This is a genomic window from Buchnera aphidicola (Rhopalosiphum maidis) (assembly GCF_003671935.1).
Classification (GTDB): Bacteria; Pseudomonadota; Gammaproteobacteria; order Enterobacterales; family Enterobacteriaceae; genus Buchnera; species Buchnera aphidicola_AL.
In genome coordinates this window covers 488,273-509,494 of the sequence record NZ_CP032759.1, presented here as the reverse complement: position 1 = coordinate 509,494, position 21,222 = coordinate 488,273, and the positions used below count along the sequence as shown (strand labels likewise).

The window sequence follows — 21,222 nt, the reverse complement described above, 5'->3', positions numbered from 1 at the left end:
GTCTGCTAACTAAAAAACTTTAATGGTTAAAAGTATTTAAAATGAATCATGATATAAAAGAAGAAAAAACAGAACAACCAACAGAGCATCATATCGAAAAATTTAAAAAAAAAGGACAAACAAGATATTCTCGTGAATTAAATTCTTTATTAATTTTAATAGTTGGTTTATTAAACTTATGGTGGTTTAGATATTCAATTATTTTTGAATTAAAAACTATTATATTTAATAATTTTTATTTTAATGAAAGTATTCTTACAAACAAACAAAATATTTCATTAAATTTTTTTATTTTTATAAAAAAAATATTGATTGTTTTTTTTCCATTTCTTTCGTTTTTAATATTTATAATTATTGTTCCTCCTATTTTATTTAGTGGTATAAAGTTCAATTTTAAATCTTTACAATTCAATTTTAAAAGATTAAATCCATTATCTGGTTTAAAAAAAATTTTTTCTTTTCAAACATTTATTGAATTGTTAAAAACAATACTCAAATTATTTATAATTAGTACTATATCTATTTGGTATTTATGGATATATTTTTTTAAAATATTCTTATTAAATACTAGAAGTATTGCATCTTCATTATCCTATGCATTTAATTTAATTGCTTATTGTTGTATTTTTGTAATATTAGGATTAATACCAATTGTTATTTTAGATATTTTATGGCAACAATGGAAACATTGTAAAAAATTAAAAATGACTCATCAAGAGATAAAAGATGAGTTTAAAGAAAGAGAAGGAAGTCCACAAATAAAAACACGTATTCGACAGCAAATGAAAATAAATTTGCGAAGAAGAATGATTTTAGATGTTCCTAAAGCAGATGTCGTTATAACTAATCCTATTCGTTATGCAATAGCACTTAAGTATGATCTTCATAAAATGAATGCTCCTAAAGTAATTGCTAAAGGTATTGGTGAAACAGCTGTTAAAATACAAGAAATTGCGACTAAAAATAGCGTTGCTATTATTTCCGCACCATCTTTAGCTCGTTCATTATATCGTTATTCAGAAATAGGTCAATATATTCCAGGTCCACTTTATAAAGCTGTAGCTGAAATTTTAGCATGGGTTTGGAAAGTAAGAAAATGGAAAAGAGAGGGCGGTATTTTCCCTGAAAAACCTAAAAATATATCAGTTCCATCAGAATTTAATATCACAGGAGAAAGTAAAAGTAATGATTAATTTTTCTTCTTTTTTTCGTATGATACAAAGCTTAAAAAGAACACAATGGCAAATACTAGCAGGTCCAGTTTTAATTTTAATTATTTTATCGATGATGGTTTTACCATTAGCACCATTCGTTTTAGATGTTTTTTTTACTTTTAATATTGCTTTATCAATAATTATCTTACTCGTATCGATGTTTACTCGACATACTTTAGATTTTGCTGCTTTTCCAACAATTTTGCTTTTTTCTACATTGTTACGTTTAGCATTAAACGTTGCGTCAACGCGCGTAATATTTTTAAACGGTCATACTGGAACGCATGCAGCAGGTCAGGTTATAGAATCATTTGGTCATTTTTTAGTCGGTGGAAATTTTGCTATTGGCATAGTTGTTTTTGTTATTTTAGTTATCATTAATTTTATGGTGATTACGAAAGGATCTGGAAGAATAGCAGAAGTTGGAGCAAGATTTATATTAGATGCAATGCCAGGAAAACAGATGGCTATTGATGCTGATTTAAATGCAGGTTTAATTGGAGAAGCAGAGGCTAAAAGACGTCGTTTAAAAATCACGAAGGAAGCTGATTTTTATGGATCAATGGATGGTGCAAGTAAATTTGTTCGAGGAGATGCAATCGCTGGTATTTTGATTATGGTTCTTAATATTTTTGGAGGACTAATTATCGGTTTATTTCAACATAACATGTTATTAAATCAAGCTGCAGAAGTATATACTTTATTAACTATAGGAGATGGTTTAGTTGCTCAAATTCCAGCTTTAGTCATTTCTACAGCTGCTGGAGTAATTGTTACACGCGTTAGTACAAATCAAAATGTTGGCGAACAAATGATAAGTCAATTATTTTATAATTCACAGGTAATTTTTCTGAGTGCAATAGTTTTAGGTATTCTTGGCTTAGTTCCAGGAATGCCAAATATTATATTCTTAGTATTTACTTTTTCTTTATTATCTCTGTCTTGGTGGCTAAGTAGAAAAAAAAATAATACTGAGAAAAATCTTTTAACTTCTAAAAAAAAATATAAATCAGTAGATAATTCAATTTCCGAAGCTTCTTGGAGTGATGTTGAATTAGAAGATCCTATAAGAATAGAAATAGGATACAGTTTAATACCTATGGTTGATATTCAAAAAAAAGGTGATTTATTAGATAAAATACGTATTATTCGTAAAAAGTTTGCTCAAGAAATCGGATTTTTACCTCCATTAGTCCACATTAAAAACAATATAAATTTAAAACAGAATAGTTATAAAATCTTTATTAAAGGAGTAGAAGTTGGTCAAAGTAATTGTTTTTGCGGAAAATATATGGCTATTAATTCAGGAAGAGAAACAGAACCTTTACCATTTAAAAAAGTTTATGAACCTACTTTTGGTTTGTCTGGTTATTGGATCGATTTTAACTTTAAAAATGAAGCAGAAAAAAAAGGTTATTCTGTAGTAGAAGCTAGTGCTATTATTGCAACACATTTAAATTTTTTGATTTCTAAACATATTGATGAATTATTTGGTCGTCAAGAAGCTCAACAACTATTAGATCATGTTAATTTAGAAATGCCAAAATTAACTGAAGATTTAATACCAAATGTATTAAGTTTAACAACTTTGCATAAAATTTTAAAAAATCTTCTTTTAGAAGAAGTGCCAATACGGGATATGAGAACTATTTTAGAAACATTGTCAGAATATTCTATCGATCAAAAAGATCCAAATGAGTTAACTAATTTTGTTCGTATTGCATTAAGTAAAGTTATTACACAAAAATTGTTTTATAAAAAAGATATCATTGAAATAATAGGTTTAGAAACAAACTTAGAACAATTATTATTAGATACTGTCAAAGGACAAAACAATACTATAGAACCAGGTTTGTCTGAATTACTGATAATAAAAACTCAAGAAGCTATTGAAAAACAAAAATTAATAAATGCTCCTATTGTATTATTAGTAATTCATCCTCTTCGATTTTTTTTATCAAAAATTTTACGAAAAAACTTTCCAGAATTAACAGTATTATCACAATTTGAAATAACAGATGTAAAAAAAATAAAAATGACTAGTGTAATTGGTAGTTAATTGTATTTTATAAATACAGGTTGGTGTGGTTTTAATTAGTACATTCTAGTACTTCATTATTTCCTCACCTTACTGAATTTTTAAAATATAAATTGTTTTTACATTTTTTTCACGGTTTTAATTCCTAATAAATTTAGTCCTTTTTTTATTGTTTTTGCTGTTAAAAAAGATAATTTAATTCTGCTTTTTCTAATTTTTATTTTTTCGGAAAAAAGAATTGAACAGTTTTCATAAAAATTAGAAAAACATGTAGACAGTTCATAAAGATATTTACACATAATATGAGGAGTTCCATTTTTAGCTATTAATAAAATAATTTCTTCAAATTCTAATATTTTAATAGCTAGATTAATTTCACTTTCTTCATTAAGAATTATTTTCATTTTTATTTTATGCAATGGAATAGTTGATTTTTTTAAAATAGATGTAATTCTTGTATAGGCGTATTGTATATAAGGAGCGGTGTTGCCTTCAAAGCTTAACATCTTGTCCCAATCAAATATATAATTAGTATTTCTATTTTTAGATAAATCAGAATATTTTACAGCACTGATTCCAATTGTTTTCCCTAATTTAATTAAATTTCTTTTGCATAAATTAGGTTTTTTATTCTTAATTAAATTAGTAGCTCTATTTATGGATTCGTTAAGAAGATCAGAGAGTTTTATAGTGTTTCCGTCTCGAGTTTTAAAAGGACGTTTGTTTTTAGATAACATCATTCCAAACATGTGATGTTCTAGCAATAAATTTTTAGATATGTAATTAGCTTTTTTAGCAATAGTCCATGACTGTAAAAGATGTTGATATTGACGGGAATCAGTATAATATATGATTCGATCAGCACGTAAAGTTTGATATCTATATTTAAAGCAAGCAATATCAGTAGTTGAATATAAAAAACCTTTGTCTTTTTTTTGAATTATTACTCCCATAGATTTTCCAATTCTATTTTTAAATTCATCAAGACAAACAATAACAGCTCCATTTTTTTCAACAGCTATTTTTTGTTTTTTGAGATCTTCTACAATTTTTGGAAGCATTGAATTATATACACTTTCTCCCATAGTATGTTTTTCTTTTAACGTTACATTGAGCTTTTTATATATTTTATAATTTTCTAACATGGTAATTGATACCAATTTTTTCCAAATAGAACAGCAATATTGATCTCCATTTTGCAATTTTACTACAAATTCTCTAGATTTTTTTGAAAATAACTTATTTGAATCGTATTCTTTTTTTGATTGACAATAAATATTGTCTAAATCTTTAAGTGAAAGAAGATTTTTTTTTAACTTTTTTAGTAATTTTTTATCTTCTAAATATGCAATTAGCATACCAAATTGTGTTCCCCAATCTCCAATATGATTAGCTCTAATTACTTTGTGTCCTAAAAATTCTAATATTCTTGCTGTAACATCACCTATTATAGTTGATCTTAAATGTCCAACGTGCATTTCTTTTGCAATGTTTGGAGAAGAGTAATCTACTATAATATTTTTTTTGGATAAATATGTTTAACACCAAGGCGAGATGAAATAAATGGTATTTCTAACTTTTCAGATAACCATTTATTTTTAATAAAAATATTAATAAATCCTGGATTTGAAAAAACTATTTTTTTATAGATTTTTTGTTTTTCTATAAGATTTATTATTTTTTGAAATAATTTATATGGTTTTGTTCTTAATAGATTAGATATCTTAATTAAATTATCAACTTGATAATGACCAAATTCTATTTTTTTATTTGACGTGATTAATACTTTATAATCATAATTACTATTAATTTTAATTAGAGCTTGTTCAATGTCTTTTTTTATTATATATTTTATATTCATAAATAAATAACCTTTTTATAAATTAAAAATAAATTTTTGAAAAATAAAGTTTTTATAAAACTTTATAAATAATTTTTACTATACTATAAGTATAGTTGTTTAGTAGATTTTTCTTTACAATATTGTTATAAATTTATGTAAACATATTGTTTATTTATCAAAAATAATTTAACTGAATTAACAAATTTTTTATAAAATTAAAAATAAAAATTAATTTTATTAAAAAAGGTTGACAACACAGTAAAAAAAATGTAATCTCGTATAAAGTTTCAAAACAACGCTCTTTAACAAAATAATTAGATAATCTGTGTGGGCACAGAAAATTAAGTACAAAATTAATATTTAAAAAATCTTAAAGATTTATTCTTTAAGAATAAAGTTTTTAAAACTGAAGAGTTTGATCATGGCTCAGATTGAACGCTGGCGGCAAGCCTAACACATGCAAGTCGAGCGGCAGCGAAAGAAAGCTTGCTTTCTTGTCGGCGAGCGGCAAACGGGTGAGTAATATCTGGGGATCTGCCCAAAAGAGGGGGATAACTACTAGAAATGGTAGCTAATACCGCATAAAGTTGAAAAACCAAAGTGGGGGACCTTTTTAAGGCCTCATGCTTTTGGATGAACCCAGACGAGATTAGCTTGTTGGTAAGGTAAAAGCTTACCAAGGCAACGATCTCTAGCTGGTCTGAGAGGATAACCAGCCACACTGGAACTGAGACACGGTCCAGACTCCTACGGGAGGCAGCAGTGGGGAATATTGCACAATGGGCGAAAGCCTGATGCAGCTATGCCGCGTGTATGAAGAAGGCCTTAGGGTTGTAAAGTACTTTCAGCGGGGAGGAAAGAAATAAAACTAATAATTTTATTTTGTGACGTTACCCGCAAAAGAAGCACCGGCTAACTCCGTGCCAGCAGCCGCGGTAATACGGAGGGTGCAAGCGTTAATCAGAATTACTGGGCGTAAAGAGCACGTAGGTGGTTTTTTAAGTCAGATGTGAAATCCCTGGGCTCAACCTAGGAACTGCATTTGAAACTGAAATGCTAGAGTATCGTAGAGGGAGGTAGAATTCTAGGTGTAGCGGTGAAATGCGTAGATATCTGGAGGAATACCTGTGGCGAAAGCGGCCTCCTAAACGAATACTGACACTGAGGTGCGAAAGCGTGGGGAGCAAACAGGATTAGATACCCTGGTAGTCCATGCCGTAAACGATGTCGACTTGGAGGTTGTTTCCAAGAGAAGTGACTTCCGAAGCTAACGCATTAAGTCGACCGCCTGGGGAGTACGGCCGCAAGGCTAAAACTCAAATGAATTGACGGGGGCCCGCACAAGCGGTGGAGCATGTGGTTTAATTCGATGCAACGCGAAAAACCTTACCTGGTCTTGACATCCACAGAATTTTTTAGAAATAAAAAAGTGCCTTCGGGAACTGTGAGACAGGTGCTGCATGGCTGTCGTCAGCTCGTGTTGTGAAATGTTGGGTTAAGTCCCGCAACGAGCGCAACCCTTATCCCCTGTTGCCAGCGGTTCGGCCGGGAACTCAGAGGAGACTGCCGGTTATAAACCGGAGGAAGGTGGGGACGACGTCAAGTCATCATGGCCCTTACGACCAGGGCTACACACGTGCTACAATGGTTTATACAAAGAGAAGCAAATCTGCAAAGACAAGCAAACCTCATAAAGTAAATCGTAGTCCGGACTGGAGTCTGCAACTCGACTCCACGAAGTCGGAATCGCTAGTAATCGTGGATCAGAATGCCACGGTGAATACGTTCCCGGGCCTTGTACACACCGCCCGTCACACCATGGGAGTGGGTTGCAAAAGAAGCAGATATCCTAACCATGAAAATGGAAGGCGTCTACCACTTTGTGATTCATGACTGGGGTGAAGTCGTAACAAGGTAACCGTAGGGGAACCTGCGGTTGGATCACCTCCTTAAAAATATATACTTTTTTAGAAAGTGCCCACACAAATTATCTAATAAAATTTTGTTTTATAAAGGCTTGTAGCTCAGATGGTAAGAGCGCACCCCTGATAAGGGTGAGGTCGGTGGTTCAACTCCACTCAGGCCTACCATTAATAAATACTATCTGGGGCTATAGCTCAGCTGGGAGAGCGCCTGCCTTGCACGCAGGAGGTCAGCGGTTCAATCCCGCTTAGCTCCAATTAAAAAATTATCCTTTCTTTTCCTCAATAAAATAAAAACCTCAAGATCACTTTTATATTTTTCTAATCCCATTGACTTTTTAATAATTTCTTCATCTGTTCTTAAAAAGATATTTATTTTTCTCTCAGTCTTAAGATAGACTGGAAGACTCTTCTTATTTTTCGAGATAATTTTTTTTATTTTTTTATAGTAGTTTTTTATCTTTTTATCAAATGGTAAAATAGACATAGAAAAAATTAAATTAGATAGGGTATATTCATGTGAACAGCACAATATTGTTTTTTCTGGTAAGAATTTTATCAAATTAATAGATTGATACATGTCAACAAATCTATTTTCGAAAACACGACCACAACCTCCTGAAAATAATGTGTCACCGCAAAAAAAATATGGTTTTAAATAATATGAAACATGACCTAATGTATGACCTGGAGTGAAAAAAACGTTGATTTCGTTTTCTAATAATTTAATTTTATCTCCCTTTTTTACAATTTTGTTTACATTATTTTTTTTTGTTTCTTCAGGACCAAAAACAATTATATCCGGATATTTTTTTATAATTTCTTTAACACCTCCTACATGATCAGTATGATTGTGAGTTAATAAAATTGCTATTGGTTTCCATCTTTTTTTTTCTATTTTTTTTATTACATTTTCAGCAACACCAGGATCAATAATTATACAAAAAGAATTACTATCATACAAAATCCAAACGTAATTATCATTTAATATAGAAATACTTGTAAGAATCATTTTAAATTCCGTTAAAAATAAAAAAATATTATAAATTTTTTTTTTGATAAAAATTATTTTCATAAAAAAAATCTTTGATCGAAGGATTTTGAGCCGATTGACGAGCTATTTTATCACATCTTTCATTTTCTAAATGACCTACATGTGCTTTAACCCAAAACCATTTAATATAATGATTTTTCATAGCGGTGTTGATACGTAACCATAAATCTAAATTTTTTACTGATTTTTTTTTATTTGTTTTCCATTTTTGTTTTTCCCATTTATAAATCCAATTTGTAATACCTTTTTTTACATATTGACTATCAATTGTAATTTTAACTGTACAAGATTCTTTAAGGGATTCTAAACCAGATATTACACCCATTAATTCCATTCTATTATTGGTAGTTAAAAAAAAACCTGAAGTTAATATCTTCTCATGTAATTTATAACGTAATATTGTACCATATCCACCTGAACCTGGATTTCCTAAACAAGAACCATCTGAAAATATTTCAACTAATTTTAACATTTTAATTATTATTCCAATATTAAATAATTTATTATGAAAAACAAAAAAAGAATAGTTGTATTAGATACTGAAACAACAGGAATGAATAGTGTAAGCCCGCCTTATCTTAATCATAGAATTATTGAAATCGGTGCTATTGAAATTATTAACCGTCGTTTTACAGGAAAAAAATTTCATTCTTATATTAAACCTGATAGGTTGATAGAAGAAAATGCTATAAAAGTTCATGGTATTACTGACAATTTTTTATCAGATAAGCCAAGTTTTAAAGATATAGCTAAAGATTTCTTTAATTATATCAAAAATTCAGAATTAGTAATTCATAATGCATCTTTTGATGTGGGTTTTATAAATCAAGAGTTTTCAATATTAAGTAAAAAAATACAGGACATATCAAATTTTTGCTCTATTACTGATACATTAAAAATAGCTAGAAAATTATTTCCTGGAAAAAAAAATACACTAGATGCATTATGTATACGTTATAAAATAAAAAATTCCCATAGAATTTTACACGGTGCTATTTTAGATGCTTTTTTGTTAGGTAAATTATATCTTTTAATGACTAGTAATCAAGAATCAATTTCATTTGATAAAAATATTAGAAATAAAAGAGATTTTGAATGTTCCAAAAATTTAATAATAAAAAAAAATCCGTCTTTAAAAATACTACGAGCAAATAAACAAGAATTAGAACTTCATACAAAATATTTAAGATATTTAAAAAACAAAAAAACATGTATTTCATAGTAAATTACGAATAACTATAAAAAGATGATTGACTCATTTTTTTAAAATATGTACAATATAGAAATAATAAAAAGGTGCGGTAGTTCAGTCGGTTAGAATACCGGCCTGTCACGCCGGGGGTCGCGGGTTCGAATCCCGTCCGCACCGAAAAAAAAATAATTTTCTTTAATAATTTTTTTCTAATAAAAATAGAAAAAAATTTTTCTATTTTTTTAAATTTCAAGAATGTTAAAAATGTATAAAAAAATTATTTCTTCTGAATTAAATACTGCATTACAAATATTAAAAATTTTTTCAAAAAATGAAGAACAAATTCAAAATATTGAAAAATCAGCTATTTTAATTGCAAAATCCTTTAAAAATAAAAATAAAGTAATTTCTTGTGGAAATGGTGGTTCTCATTGCGATGCAGTACATTTTGCTGAAGAATTAACTGGTCTTTATCGAGAAAAAAGACCTGGATATGCTGCAATACCTATTTCTGATATTGGCCATATTTCTGCAGTAGGAAATGATTTTGGATATGATCAAATATTTTCACGTTATGTAGAAAGTATTGGTTGTTCTAACGATGTGCTTCTAGCAATTTCTACTTCTGGTAAATCTATTAATATTATTAATGCAATACAAGCTGCACGTAAAAAAAATATGAAAGTCATTTCCTTAACAGGAAATAACGGAGGTAAAGTTAAAAATTTATCTGATATAGAAATTTGCATTCCATATCATGGTTATTCAGATCGAATACAAGAAATGCACATTAAAATTATTCATATATTAATATTAATTATTGAAAAAGAAATGAATAAAACAAATTAATTAATCATTTTATTTTTGCAATTGTAAATCCTACAATAATTACAAATTATTTCCACTTTATTTAATAAATACTATTTTATAGTTTTGGATTTTTTTTTCATGAGTGAGAAATACATTGTTACCTGGGATATGCTTCAAATTCATACTAGAAGACTAGCTAATCGATTACTTAAAATAAAAAATTCTTGGAATAGAATAATCGCTGTGAGTCGAGGAGGTCTTGTTCCTTCTGCTATATTAGCAAGAGAATTAGGTATTCGATGTGTAGATACCGTATGCATTGCGAGTTACAATGATGATTGTTTGCAAAAAAGTAGAAAAATAATTAAAAAAGCAAAAGCAAAAAAAAACGGAGAAAAAATTCTTGTTGTAGACGATCTTGTTGACACAGGAGGGACAGCAAAAATTATTCGTCATTTATATCCAAAAGCATATTTTGTAACTATTTTTGCAAAACCATTGGGTCGATTATTAGTAGATAACTATATTATTGATATTGATCAAAATATATGGATAGAACAACCATGGGATATGTCAACATCTTATATTCCGCCTCTTGTTAAAAAATGATAGCAACTTAAAAAGTTATAAAATCGTTTTTTATAAAAAGATACTATAAAATTTACTATCGATAAATATATATGAAATTGTAAAACAGGTACATTTATGAAAAATAAAAAAGACAAAAATGAAAAAACAGTTAACGATTTTAAAAAAGAAGAAAAAAAAGAAAATTTAGAGCAAATAGAAAAAAATAATCTGATTACTTCATTAGAAGTTGATTTAAAAGAATATCAAGAACAAATTATAAATTTACAATTAAAAAATCATGAAGAAACAATAAAATTAAATAATAGACTAAATAATGAAATAGAAAAATTCAGAAAGTTTTCTTTAGAAAAATTGATTATTGAATTTCTTCCAATTATAGATAACATCGAGCGTGCTTTAAATATAATTAAAGAGAAAAGAGAAGAATTTTATTTAGAAATTATTAAAAAATTAAATTTTATTTCTTCTTTATTAGACGAAATTTTAACTGAATTTAATATTTCAAAAATTAATGACAATAATGTATTGTTTGATCCAGAAATTCATCAAGCAATGTCTATTGATTACAATGATAAAATACAAGATAATCATGTAGTAGATATTATGCAATCTGGTTATATCCTTCATGAATCTCGTTTATTACGTCCTGCTATGGTTATTGTTTCAAAAAGCAAAAAATAATTTTTTTTAACAGTAAAAATTTATTTTTTTAAAAAAAAACTTGATCTTTTTCTTCTTCTTTCTTTGGGATCGATTATTAAATTTCTATAGATTTCAATTCGATCTCCATTTTTTATCTTTTCATTTAAATGTACTAATTTATTATAAATTCCTACATTTTTTTTATAAAATTGAATATTTTTAACCTTATTAAGTAAATTTGAAGCTAATATAGCATCTTTTACAGTTGAATTTGAACAAATTTTAACTTCATTAATGTATTGGATATTAGGCAAGGCATAGATAACTGTTACTTTAATAATATTCATGTTTATTTTTTATTATAAAAAATTCTTTTTTAACAAAATTTTCAAAATAAATCAATATATATGAATAAATTTTTAAGAAAATATTTAAATATAAGTTTCTTTTGGATTACATCTAATTATGTCTCGTAAAAAAAAATGTTATTTAAAATCATCTACTATTTGTACAAATAAAAAAGCATATTATAATTATTTTATAGAAGAAGTATTTCAATCAGGTCTTGTATTAATGGGATGGGAAGTAAAATCTATTAGATTAGGAAAAATAAATATTACTGAAAGTTATATTAACAATGATAATTTAAATGAAATGTATCTTTACAATTCTGTTATTCAACCTCTAAATACCTGTTCTAATCATTTATTTTGTGATTCATCGAGAAAAAGAAAATTACTTTTGCATAAGAGTGAAATTCAATATTTATCTAATAAAAAAAATAAAATAGGTTCTACATTGATTGCATTATCTTTATTTTGGGAAAAGTCTTGGTGTAAATTAAATTTTGGATTAGCTAAAGGAAAAACTAAAATAGATAAAAGGGAAGATGAAAAACAAAATCAATGGAACAAAGAAAAATCAAAAATTTTAAAAAAAGTCAGGTTTCATATTTAAAAAATATTTTATGAAAAATAGTCGCGATAGTTATTGGATGAAAATTGCATTAAGGTATGCACATCATGCAGAAAAAACTGGAGAAGTACCCATCGGCGCAGTAATTGTTTTTCAAGAAACAATTATAGGATTCGGCTGGAATAGTGTTATTTCTCAAAATGATTCTACTGCTCATGCAGAAATTATGGCTTTGCGCAAAGCAAGTAGAAACATACGAAATTATAGGTTATTAAACACAACATTATATGTCACATTGCAACCTTGTATGATGTGCTGTGGAGCTATTTTAAATAGTCGTGTTAAAAGATTAGTATTCGGTTCACCTTATAAAGATACGAAAAAAAATCCATTTTTAAAAAAAATTTTTTCAAATTTAGAAAAAAAAAATAAATTAATAGTAGAAAAAAAAATTATGAAAAATGAATGTTCTAATATATTAAGTAATTTTTTTAAAAAGAAAAGACGTTAAATTTTTTTTAGAGATAATTAATTTTCTAAAATAACTAACGCATACGCATATAATTTTTCATCGGTTATACTAACAAATATAGATTTGCATTTTATCTCTCTAGATTTTTGTAAAGCACATTTTAAAAAACGTAATTTAGGTTTCCCTGATATATCATTATATAATTCTAATTGATTAAATTTTATTCCGTAATTAATTCCTGTTCCTAAAGCTTTAGACGCTGCTTCTTTTACTGCAAATCTTTTAGCAAGAAAGTTTATAGGATTTTTGTTTACTATATATTTCTCCCATTCTTGTACTGATAAAATTTTTTTCGCTAATTTATCTTTAAAATTATAAACAATATTTTTAATACGCAAAATTTCTATAATATCTGTTCCTATACCTACAATAGACATATTAGTATCTTTTCTCTTAATTGAACAAAATTTTTAATTTTATTTTTAAAATTAGTTAAAACATTTTAGGTATTTTAACTAATTTTAAAAAAAATAATTTTTTTAATTTTTTTTCTTGACCCATATTACAAGATGTACTTTCATATTCATTTTTTTTTCGATTTTAAACCTAGATAACATACTGATTTTTTTAACTCCTTCTCCTTTTTGTCCAATAATAATTTTTTTTTGTCTTTCATATTTCACATAAATTATAGCTCTAATGTAGAGTATTTTTTTTACTTTTTCTTCAAGTGATTCAATTTCTACCGTTGTTATTGAAGGTAATTCATCTCTTAAAAAAAACATTAATTGTTGACGAATTATTTCAGATATTGAAAAAAATAAAGAATTTGTTGTAATACATTTTTTAGGAAAAATATGATTATTTTTTGGTAAATAAGGATATATTTTTTTTTCTAAAAGAAGTATATTTTCTCTTTTTTTTGCCGAAACAGGTATAATTTCTATTGGATTAATTTTTCTTGAAAGAAAATTAATATGTGGTAAAAGAATGCTTTTATTTGGAATAATATCAATTTTGTTAATAACACAAATAATTGGAATTTTATTTTTTTTAATTTTATTAAAAATAATTTCATCTTCTATTTTCCAAATAGTACGATCTACAATAAATATAGTTAATATTGAACTTTTTATCATTTTTAAATTGTTATCTTTTTTTTCTTGTATATTTTTCCTCTTATTAAAATATATGCCTGGTGTATCTATATAAATAAATTGATGTGATTCTTTTGTTTTTATACCTATAATGTTTTTTTGTGTTGTATTTTTCTTTTTTGAAATAATAGAAATTTCATTTTCAATTATTTCATTAATTAATGTTGATTTGCCAACATTAGGCCTGCCAACAATAGTTATATATCCACAATATTGTTTTCTTTTTTTCACTCTACACCTAATTTAATTAATGCTTTTTTTGCTGCATCTTGTTCTGCTTTTCTTCTGCTTGTACCTTTACCAATTAAACTTTTTGGAATGGTACTAACTTCACAGTGAATAGTAAATAGTTGGTTATGTGCCTCACCATATACTTCCACAATAAAATATGAAGGTAAAGATAAATGTTTAGATTGTAAATATTCTTGCAATCTTGTTTTAGGGTCTTTTTGCGTATTTCCAGGACTTATTTTTTCTAAACGTTTTTCGTACCATTTAAGTATTAATTTTTCTACTGTTTTAATGTTACTATCTAAATAGATGCCACCAATTAAAGCTTCTACAGTATTAGCTAGAATAGATTCGCGACGAAAGCCTCCACTTTTTAATTCACCTTGACCTAACTGTAAATATTCTCCTAAATCAAATTCATATGCTATTTCTGCTAGAGTATTACCTCTTACCAAGGTAGCTCTCATACGACTCATATCACCTTCATCAATATATGGAAAATGCTGATATAAAGCATTGGCAATTACAAAACTTAAAATAGAATCCCCTAAAAATTCCAGTCTTTCATTATGTTTACTACTTGCACTGCGATGGGTTAACGCCTGTTTTAACAGGTCTTGATGAGTGAAAGTATATCCCAATACTTGCTGTATTTTATTTACTACGATATGGTTCATGTTATACCAATTTCAATAATATTTTAATTGATTTTTACATATAACAGGAAAAACAGTAAAATTTTTATAACATTTAATATATATTTCAAATATTAATATCGTAATACTGATTACATTCTGTTATATTAATTATTATTTTTAATATATGTTGCCGATTCTGTTGATACGTATACCTGTTGGCCATTCATTTTCTTTTTTTTCAAAACTCATCCATATTGTTATAGCTTTTCCTAATAAATTTTTTTCAGGTACGAATCCCCAATAGCGACTATCTAAGCTATTGTCACGATTATCTCCCATCATAAAATACTTATTTTTAGGAACTATCCATACCAATTTAGGCATACCTAATTGACGATAATAATCGTTTCTTTCACTTTTAATTCCGTCTAATATTAGTATATAATGTTTTAAATTACTCATTTTCTCTTGAACTTTTTTAAAATAAATAGAATTGTATACTTTTTCTTTTCCTATTTTATTTTCATTAAAAAGATATATTTTTTGAAAAAAATTACTTAATTCCGTTTTAGAATATTTAATAAAAAGCTTATTTTTACAGTTTTTTTGGTTAACATAATCAACACAAATTTTTAATTTTTTTGTATTAATATCATATTGAATTTTATCTCCCGGTAATCCTATTACACGTTTAATATAATCAATATTATTTTTAGGATGTTTAAAAACTACAATATCACCACGATGGGGTGAATTTATTTGAATAAGAGTTTTATTTGTAATTGGTTCTTTAATCCCATATGCAAATTTTTCTACTAAAATAAAATCTCCTATCAAAAGCGTTGGCATCATCGAACCTGAAGGTATCTGAAAAGGTTCGTAAATAAACGAACGTACTATCAAAACAATAAAAAATATTGGGAAAAAAGATGATAAAGACCGGAAAAAACATTTTTTGTTTTCTAAAACTATTTTGTCTATTAAAAATATGTTATTTTTTTTTTTTTTTCATAAAAATAATTTTTAATTAATGGAATTCGATACTTTATCCAAAGTATACCGGTTAAAAAAGTGCTAATTAATAAAAAAATAGTTAGTATATTACGCATTATTTTTTCTCATATTTTAATTTTTATTAATATTCAAAATTGTAAGAAACGTTGTTTTTGGCAAATTAACATTTCCTATTTTTTTCATTCTCTTCTTTCCATCTTTTTGTTTTTTTAATAGTTTCTTTTTTCTGCTAATATCACCACCATAGCATTTCGCTAGTACATTTTTTCTTAATTGTTTAATTGTTGATCTAGCAACAATAGAGTTATTAATAGTTGCTTGAATGTTAATATCAAATTGATGTCGAGGTATTAATTCCCTCATTTTATCAACTATTTCACGAGCACGATGTTGAGCGTTTTTATAATGAGAAATTACTGTTAATGCATCTATCCTTTCTGAATTGATTAGAATATCTATTCTAACCATTTTAACAGTTTTGAAATGTTTAAAATCATATTCTAGTGAAGCATATCCACTGGAAACTGACTTCAACTCATCAAAAAAATTTAAAACAACTTCGTTCATTGGAATATAATATTTTAAAGATACTTGCTGTTCATGATAAGTCATATTAATTTCAGTTCCTCTTTTTTTTATACACAGTTTCATAACTGGACCAAGAAATTTAGAGGGTAATAAAATATTACATTCAACAATAGGTTCTTTTATTTTTTTTATTTCGCTATTAATAGGAAAATCTGAAGGAGTATCTAAATAAATTTTTTTCCCATTATTTAATTCTATTTGATACATTACATTTGGAGCGGTCGAGATTAAATCAAGAGAATACTCTCTCTCTAAACGAGCTTGAACAATTTCCATATGTAATAAACCTAAAAAACCACATCTAAATCCAAAACCGAGAGCAGTTGAATTCTCTGGTTCATAAAATAAAGAAGAATCATTTAAACTAAGTTTGCCTAAAGCATCTCTAAATATTTCATATTGATCTGATGTAACAGGGAATAAACCAGCATAAATTTGAGGTTTTATTTTTTTAAAACCTGTTAGCATATTAATTGCTGGATTTTTAGCATTTGTTAACGTATCTCCCACTGGAGCTGCAGAAATGTTTTTAATTCCACAGATAATCCAACCTACTTCTCCGCATTTTAAGAAATTTTTATTTATTTTTTTTGGTGTAAATATACCTAAATGATCAACTGAATATATTTTTCCTGTACTCATTACTTTTATTTTATCTTTTTTTGAAACTATTCCATTTTTAATTCTTATTAAAGATACTACACCTAGATAATTATCAAACCAAGAGTCAATAATAAGTGCTTGTAACGGTTTATTTTCATCACCATCAGGTGCTGGAATTTCATTAATGATACATTCTATTAATTCTTCTATTCCTTGACCAGTTTTAGCTGAACATCTAATCGCATTTAATGCAGAAATACCGATAATATCTTCAATTTCTCTGGCTACTTTTTCTGGATTTGAATTAGGTAAATCTATTTTATTCAATACTGGGACTATTGAAAGGTTCATTTCTAAAGCAGTAGAACAATTTGCTAATGTTTGCGCTTCTACACCTTGACTTGAATCAACAACTAATAATGCGCCTTCGCAAGCTGCTAATGACCTAGAAACTTCATAAGAAAAGTTTACATGACCAGGTGTATCGATAAAATTTAAATGAAAGATATTACCACTTTTATTTGTGTAATCAATCATTACACTTTGTGCTTTGATTGTAATACCTCTTTCTTTTTCTAGATCCATAGAATCTAAAACTTGGTTAGACATTTCTCTTTCAGAAAGTCCACCGCATTTTTGAATTAAACGATCCGATAAAGTTGATTTTCCATGATCAATATGAGCGATAATAGAAAAGTTTCTTATATTTTTCATTTTTTTGACCATTTTTAAAATTAATTTAGTGAAAATTTTTACTTAAAAATATATTAAAATTTATTTTATATTAATATTTTTTAAAAGTATAAATATTTAATATATTTCTTATATTCATTTGAATATAATATACATTTAATAATGTAAATTACTGTAAATATAAAAAAATTTAAAAATTTTTTGTAATATTAAAAAATAACTTTTTACTGCAAAAAAAAATATTAAATTTAATATCCTTTAAAAAAATCAAGATCTAATTATTTATGATAGAAAAAAATAAAAAAGTAATTGTCGCAATGTCTGGAGGCGTAGATTCATCAGTTTCTGCATGGTTTTTGAAAAAACAAAACTACCAAGTAGAAGGTTTATTTATGAAGAATTGGGAAGAAGATGACAAAAAAAAATACTGTAGTGCTGCTCAGGATTTATCTGATGCAGAAGATGTATGTAAAAAATTAAATATTTATTTGCATAAAATAAATTTTTCTAAAGAATATTGGGAACGGGTATTTGAAAATTTTTTAAGTGAACATAAAAAAGGAAAAACTCCAAATCCTGATATATTATGTAATAAAGAAATTAAATTTAAAATATTTTTTGATTATTCTATTAAGGTTCTTCAAGCAAATTATATTGCCACTGGCCATTATGCTCAAATTAAAAAAAAAGATAAAAAATATTATCTTTTGAAAGGAACAGATCTTAATAAAGATCAAAGTTATTTTTTATATACATTGAAAAGTGTACAGCTAAAAAATATTTTATTTCCTATTGGAAATTTAAAAAAAAAGCAAGTTAGAATGATTGCCAAAAACATTGGTTTAAAAATTGCTGAGAAAAAAGATTCTACTGGAATTTGTTTTATTGGACCTAAAAAAATAAATAGTTTTCTTCATCGTTATATTAAGTCAGAAAAAGGTAATATTATTACAACTAATGGCACAGTTGTTGGACAACATAACGGTTTGTTTTGTTATACATTAGGCCAGCGTAAAGGATTAGGAATTGGTGGAATTAAAGGAAAATATAACATGCCATGGTATGTAGTTGAAAAAAAAATTAAAAATAATACATTGATTGTTGCTCAAGGTTCATTTAATAAAAAATTAATGTCTATAGGTTTAATAGCAGAAAAAATTAATTGGATTAATTGTGATAAAATGAATTTCCCTTTTTTATGTCAAGCAAAAACTAGATATCGTCAAACTGATATTTTTTGTAATATACAATATATGAATAATTTTTTTATTAAAGTTTTATTTGATTCTCCGGTTATTGCAGTTACACCTGGACAATCCATAGTTTTTTATTCGTCAGAAATATGTTTAGGTGGGGGGATTATAAAATCAAGATTACCATTATTATAATTTATTTTTAAAGCATAGAAATATCTATTTTTAACATAATGTATATTAAACGATTGTTTTAGTGGTATATTGAGATGTTGATTTTTAATACAATTTTAAGAAAAACACTGTATAATCATAAAATAAAAAAAAATATTTTTATCTTTTTTTAGATAGTAGGAATTTAAAATATGGAGTTAAACGAATTAACAGCTATTTCCCCAATTGATGGTCGATATTCTAATTCTACTAAATTTTTGCGCAATATTTTTAGTGAATTCAGTTTTTTAAAATATCGTCTTAATGTAGAGATTCAATGGTTAAAAAAAATAATTCATATGCATCAAATACTAGAAATTAAAAATATAGAAAATACAGAAATACTATTTCTTGATAATATTTTGGAAAAATTTAATGAAGAAGACGCAATATCTATTAAAAATATAGAAAAAGAGACTAATCACGATATTAAAGCATTAGAATATTTTTTAAGAAAAAAAATATCTAAATCAAAAAAACTGTTACCATTTTTAGAATTTGTACATTTTTCATGTACTTCGGAAGATATTAATAATATAGCATATGCTTTAATGATAAAAAATGCTCGTGATGAAATTATTTTGCCGTTATGGAAAAAAATACTTAGATTTTTAAAGAATGCTTCTTTTAAATATAAAGATAATTCATTGTTATCTATGACTCATGGTCAACCTGCTACTCCATCTACTATGGGCAAAGAGATGGCTAATTTTTACTATCGTATGCAACGTCAATATCATAAGTTAAAAAAAATAGAAATATTAGGAAAAATGAATGGTACGACTGGAAACTACAATGCACATTTAGCCGCTTATCCAAAAGTTGATTGGCATACAATAAGCAAAGAATTTATAGTGTCATTTGGAATTTCTTGGAATCCGTATACTACACAGATAGAACCACATGATTATATTGTAGAATTTTTTGGATGTATGTCTCTTTTTAATAATATATTAATTGATTTTAATCGTGATATTTGGGGATATATTTCCCTTAATTATTTTAAACAAAAGTCAAAAAATCAAGAAATAGGTTCTTCTATAATGCCGCATAAAATTAATCCTATTGATTTTGAAAATTCTGAAGGTAATTTAGGATTATCAAATGCTTTAATGAATCATATGATGAATAAGTTACCTATTTCTAGGTGGCAACGTGATTTAAGTGATTCTACGGTTTTAAGAAATATAGGGGTAGCATTTTCTTACTCTATTATTGCATATAATTCTGTTTTGTCAGGGACAAATAAATTAAAAATTAACACTGCTCAACTATTAAAAAATTTAAATAATAATTGGTCAGTTTTATCTGAAGCAATTCAAACTGTTATGCGTCGTTATAAAATTGAAAATGCGTATGAAAAGTTAAAACAATTAACTAGAGGAAAAGAAATAAAAAAAATTAACATACATCAATTTATTGAGAAATTAAATATTCCAAAAATAGAAAAAGAACGTTTAAAAAAATTATCTCCGTCTAATTATATTGGCGCAGCCAGCCAAATTATTGATGGAATAAAGTAAAAATATATTATTTATATGTTTATCTTTCAATTCTAAGGAATTTTTTCAGTGAAGTTCGAATCATTAATTTTTTCTATTATATTACTAATGGGATGCAATAATTATTTAAATATAAAAAAAAACATAATAAATAATTATTCTTTTTTAAATAAAAAAAGTATAGAAAAAACTATTCATGACTGGAATTTTTTAATTAAGAACGCATCAAAAAAATATAATATTGAAGAGAAATTAATTAAATCTATTATTTATGCTGAATCTTCTGGCAATCCTTATGCTAAAAGTAAATCAAATGCAATTGGGTTAATGCAAATAAAACCTTCTGCAGCAGGTTTAGAAATTTATCGTTTAAATGGGAAAAAAGGTCAACCTTCTGTTCAAGAATTATATAATCCTAAAATAAATATTAATATTGGAACATCATATATAAATTTAATACAAAAAAAAAATTTATTAGGTATAAAAAATAAGGAAATAATGAGATATGCAACTATTGTTTCATATGTTAATGGAACTAGTGCATTTCTGAAAATTTTCTCTAAAAATAGAAATAAAGCAATAAAAATAATAAATTCTATGACAATAGAAACGTTTTTTAAGTATGTAAAAAAACATCCATCAATACAAGCCTCTCAATATTTAGAAAAAGTAATAAGAATTTATAATTTAATTTAAA

Annotated in this window: 18 protein-coding genes, 3 tRNA genes, 1 rRNA gene and 2 pseudogenes; 15 read left to right on the top strand and 9 right to left on the bottom strand. The window is 26.3% G+C overall.

Annotation, left to right across the window (positions count from 1 at the left end; translation table 11 throughout):
• The first annotated feature begins 41 nt into the window (after positions 1-41).
• Both flhB and flhA read left to right on the top strand, forming a co-directional pair.
• On the top strand, positions 42-1,193 hold the full coding sequence (gene flhB, locus D8S97_RS02545; protein WP_158361414.1) for a flagellar biosynthesis protein FlhB: 1,152 nt from the start codon (positions 42-44) through the stop codon (positions 1,191-1,193).
• Positions 1,186-3,273, top strand: coding sequence for a flagellar biosynthesis protein FlhA (gene flhA / locus D8S97_RS02540; protein WP_158361412.1), 2,088 nt, complete (start codon positions 1,186-1,188; stop codon positions 3,271-3,273). Before flhB ends, flhA begins: the two co-directional genes overlap by 8 nt.
• Positions 3,274-3,371: 98 nt before the next feature.
• On the opposite strand, the pseudogene argS reads toward flhA, so the two are convergent.
• Positions 3,372-5,113 (bottom strand): annotated as a pseudogene (argS, locus tag D8S97_RS02535) (arginine--tRNA ligase).
• 385 nt (positions 5,114-5,498) lie between these two features.
• Between argS and D8S97_RS02530 the strand changes: the two are divergent.
• From D8S97_RS02530 to D8S97_RS02520, 3 genes are all read left to right on the top strand, one after another.
• Positions 5,499-7,047: ribosomal RNA gene (locus D8S97_RS02530) — 16S ribosomal RNA — on the top strand.
• 61 nt (positions 7,048-7,108) lie between these two features.
• Positions 7,109-7,185 (top strand) — tRNA-Ile (locus D8S97_RS02525).
• A gap of 16 nt (positions 7,186-7,201) precedes the next feature.
• A tRNA-Ala gene (locus tag D8S97_RS02520) sits at positions 7,202-7,274 on the top strand.
• Here the strand turns inward: D8S97_RS02520 and gloB are convergent.
• Positions 7,256-8,029, bottom strand: coding sequence for a hydroxyacylglutathione hydrolase (gene gloB / locus D8S97_RS02515; protein WP_158361410.1), 774 nt, complete (start codon positions 8,027-8,029; stop codon positions 7,256-7,258). The genes D8S97_RS02520 and gloB overlap by 19 nt on opposite strands.
• A 28-nt stretch (positions 8,030-8,057) precedes the next feature.
• A complete protein-coding gene (rnhA, locus tag D8S97_RS02510; RefSeq protein ID WP_158361408.1) occupies positions 8,058-8,543 on the bottom strand; it encodes a ribonuclease HI in 486 nt (161 codons plus the stop codon).
• Between the two features lie 33 nt (positions 8,544-8,576).
• Between rnhA and dnaQ the strand changes: the two genes are divergently transcribed.
• The 5 genes from dnaQ to D8S97_RS02485 all read left to right on the top strand — a co-directional run bounded on the left by dnaQ (position 8,577) and on the right by D8S97_RS02485 (position 11,345).
• Entirely contained in the window at positions 8,577-9,293 is a 717-nt protein-coding gene (gene dnaQ, locus D8S97_RS02505; protein WP_158361406.1) for a DNA polymerase III subunit epsilon, read from the top strand.
• A gap of 73 nt (positions 9,294-9,366) precedes the next feature.
• Positions 9,367-9,440: transfer RNA gene (locus D8S97_RS02500), tRNA-Asp, on the top strand.
• 87 nt (positions 9,441-9,527) lie between these two features.
• A complete protein-coding gene (lpcA, locus tag D8S97_RS02495) occupies positions 9,528-10,112 on the top strand; it encodes a D-sedoheptulose 7-phosphate isomerase (protein WP_158361404.1) in 585 nt (194 codons plus the stop codon).
• Between the two features lie 99 nt (positions 10,113-10,211).
• Positions 10,212-10,682 carry a xanthine phosphoribosyltransferase gene (gene gpt, locus D8S97_RS02490; protein ID WP_158361402.1) on the top strand — a complete coding sequence of 157 codons (471 nt, stop codon included), beginning with the start codon at positions 10,212-10,214 and terminating at the stop codon, positions 10,680-10,682.
• Positions 10,683-10,778: 96 nt separating this feature from the next.
• Positions 10,779-11,345: a nucleotide exchange factor GrpE gene (locus D8S97_RS02485; protein WP_158361400.1), complete on the top strand. Its 567-nt coding sequence runs from the start codon at positions 10,779-10,781 to the stop codon at positions 11,343-11,345.
• Positions 11,346-11,365: 20 nt separating this feature from the next.
• Here D8S97_RS02485 and D8S97_RS02480 read toward each other — a convergent pair whose 3' ends face one another.
• Positions 11,366-11,653, bottom strand: coding sequence for an RnfH family protein (locus D8S97_RS02480; RefSeq protein ID WP_158361398.1), 288 nt, complete (start codon positions 11,651-11,653; stop codon positions 11,366-11,368).
• Positions 11,654-11,771: 118 nt separating this feature from the next.
• On the opposite strand from D8S97_RS02480, the gene smpB reads away from it, so the two are divergent.
• Together smpB and tadA are read left to right on the top strand one after the other, a co-directional pair.
• Positions 11,772-12,263, top strand: a complete 492-nt coding sequence (gene smpB, locus D8S97_RS02475) for an SsrA-binding protein SmpB (protein WP_158361396.1) — start codon at positions 11,772-11,774, stop codon at positions 12,261-12,263.
• 10 nt (positions 12,264-12,273) lie between these two features.
• Entirely contained in the window at positions 12,274-12,732 is a 459-nt protein-coding gene (gene tadA, locus D8S97_RS02470; protein WP_158361394.1) for a tRNA adenosine(34) deaminase TadA, read from the top strand.
• 17 nt (positions 12,733-12,749) lie between these two features.
• On the opposite strand, the gene acpS is transcribed toward tadA, so the two are convergent.
• From acpS to lepA, 5 genes and pseudogenes are all read right to left on the bottom strand, one after another.
• Complete coding sequence (gene acpS / locus D8S97_RS02465) at positions 12,750-13,130, bottom strand: holo-ACP synthase (RefSeq protein ID WP_158361392.1); 381 nt, start codon at positions 13,128-13,130, stop codon at positions 12,750-12,752.
• A gap of 102 nt (positions 13,131-13,232) precedes the next feature.
• Positions 13,233-14,081 carry a GTPase Era gene (era, locus tag D8S97_RS02460; protein ID WP_158361390.1) on the bottom strand — a complete coding sequence of 283 codons (849 nt, stop codon included), beginning with the start codon at positions 14,079-14,081 and terminating at the stop codon, positions 13,233-13,235.
• Positions 14,078-14,758, bottom strand: a complete 681-nt coding sequence (gene rnc, locus D8S97_RS02455; RefSeq protein ID WP_158361387.1) for a ribonuclease III — start codon at positions 14,756-14,758, stop codon at positions 14,078-14,080. The genes era and rnc overlap by 4 nt, the downstream gene beginning before the upstream one ends.
• 138 nt (positions 14,759-14,896) lie before the next feature.
• Positions 14,897-15,828, bottom strand: a pseudogene (gene lepB / locus D8S97_RS02450) (signal peptidase I).
• Positions 15,829-15,844: 16 nt separating this feature from the next.
• Positions 15,845-17,638, bottom strand: coding sequence for a translation elongation factor 4 (lepA, locus tag D8S97_RS02445; protein ID WP_186821875.1), 1,794 nt, complete (start codon positions 17,636-17,638; stop codon positions 15,845-15,847).
• Positions 17,639-17,901: 263 nt separating this feature from the next.
• Between lepA and mnmA the strand changes: the two genes are divergently transcribed.
• From mnmA to D8S97_RS02430, 3 genes are all read left to right on the top strand, one after another.
• Positions 17,902-19,005 (top strand): tRNA 2-thiouridine(34) synthase MnmA, encoded by a 1,104-nt coding sequence (mnmA, locus tag D8S97_RS02440; protein WP_158361383.1) that lies wholly within the window; start codon positions 17,902-17,904, stop codon positions 19,003-19,005.
• A 170-nt stretch (positions 19,006-19,175) separates the two neighbouring features.
• Positions 19,176-20,546 carry an adenylosuccinate lyase gene (gene purB / locus D8S97_RS02435; protein WP_158361381.1) on the top strand — a complete coding sequence of 457 codons (1,371 nt, stop codon included), beginning with the start codon at positions 19,176-19,178 and terminating at the stop codon, positions 20,544-20,546.
• Between the two features lie 48 nt (positions 20,547-20,594).
• Positions 20,595-21,221, top strand: coding sequence for a transglycosylase SLT domain-containing protein (locus D8S97_RS02430; RefSeq protein WP_261789570.1), 627 nt, complete (start codon positions 20,595-20,597; stop codon positions 21,219-21,221).
• Position 21,222: the final 1 nt, after the last annotated feature.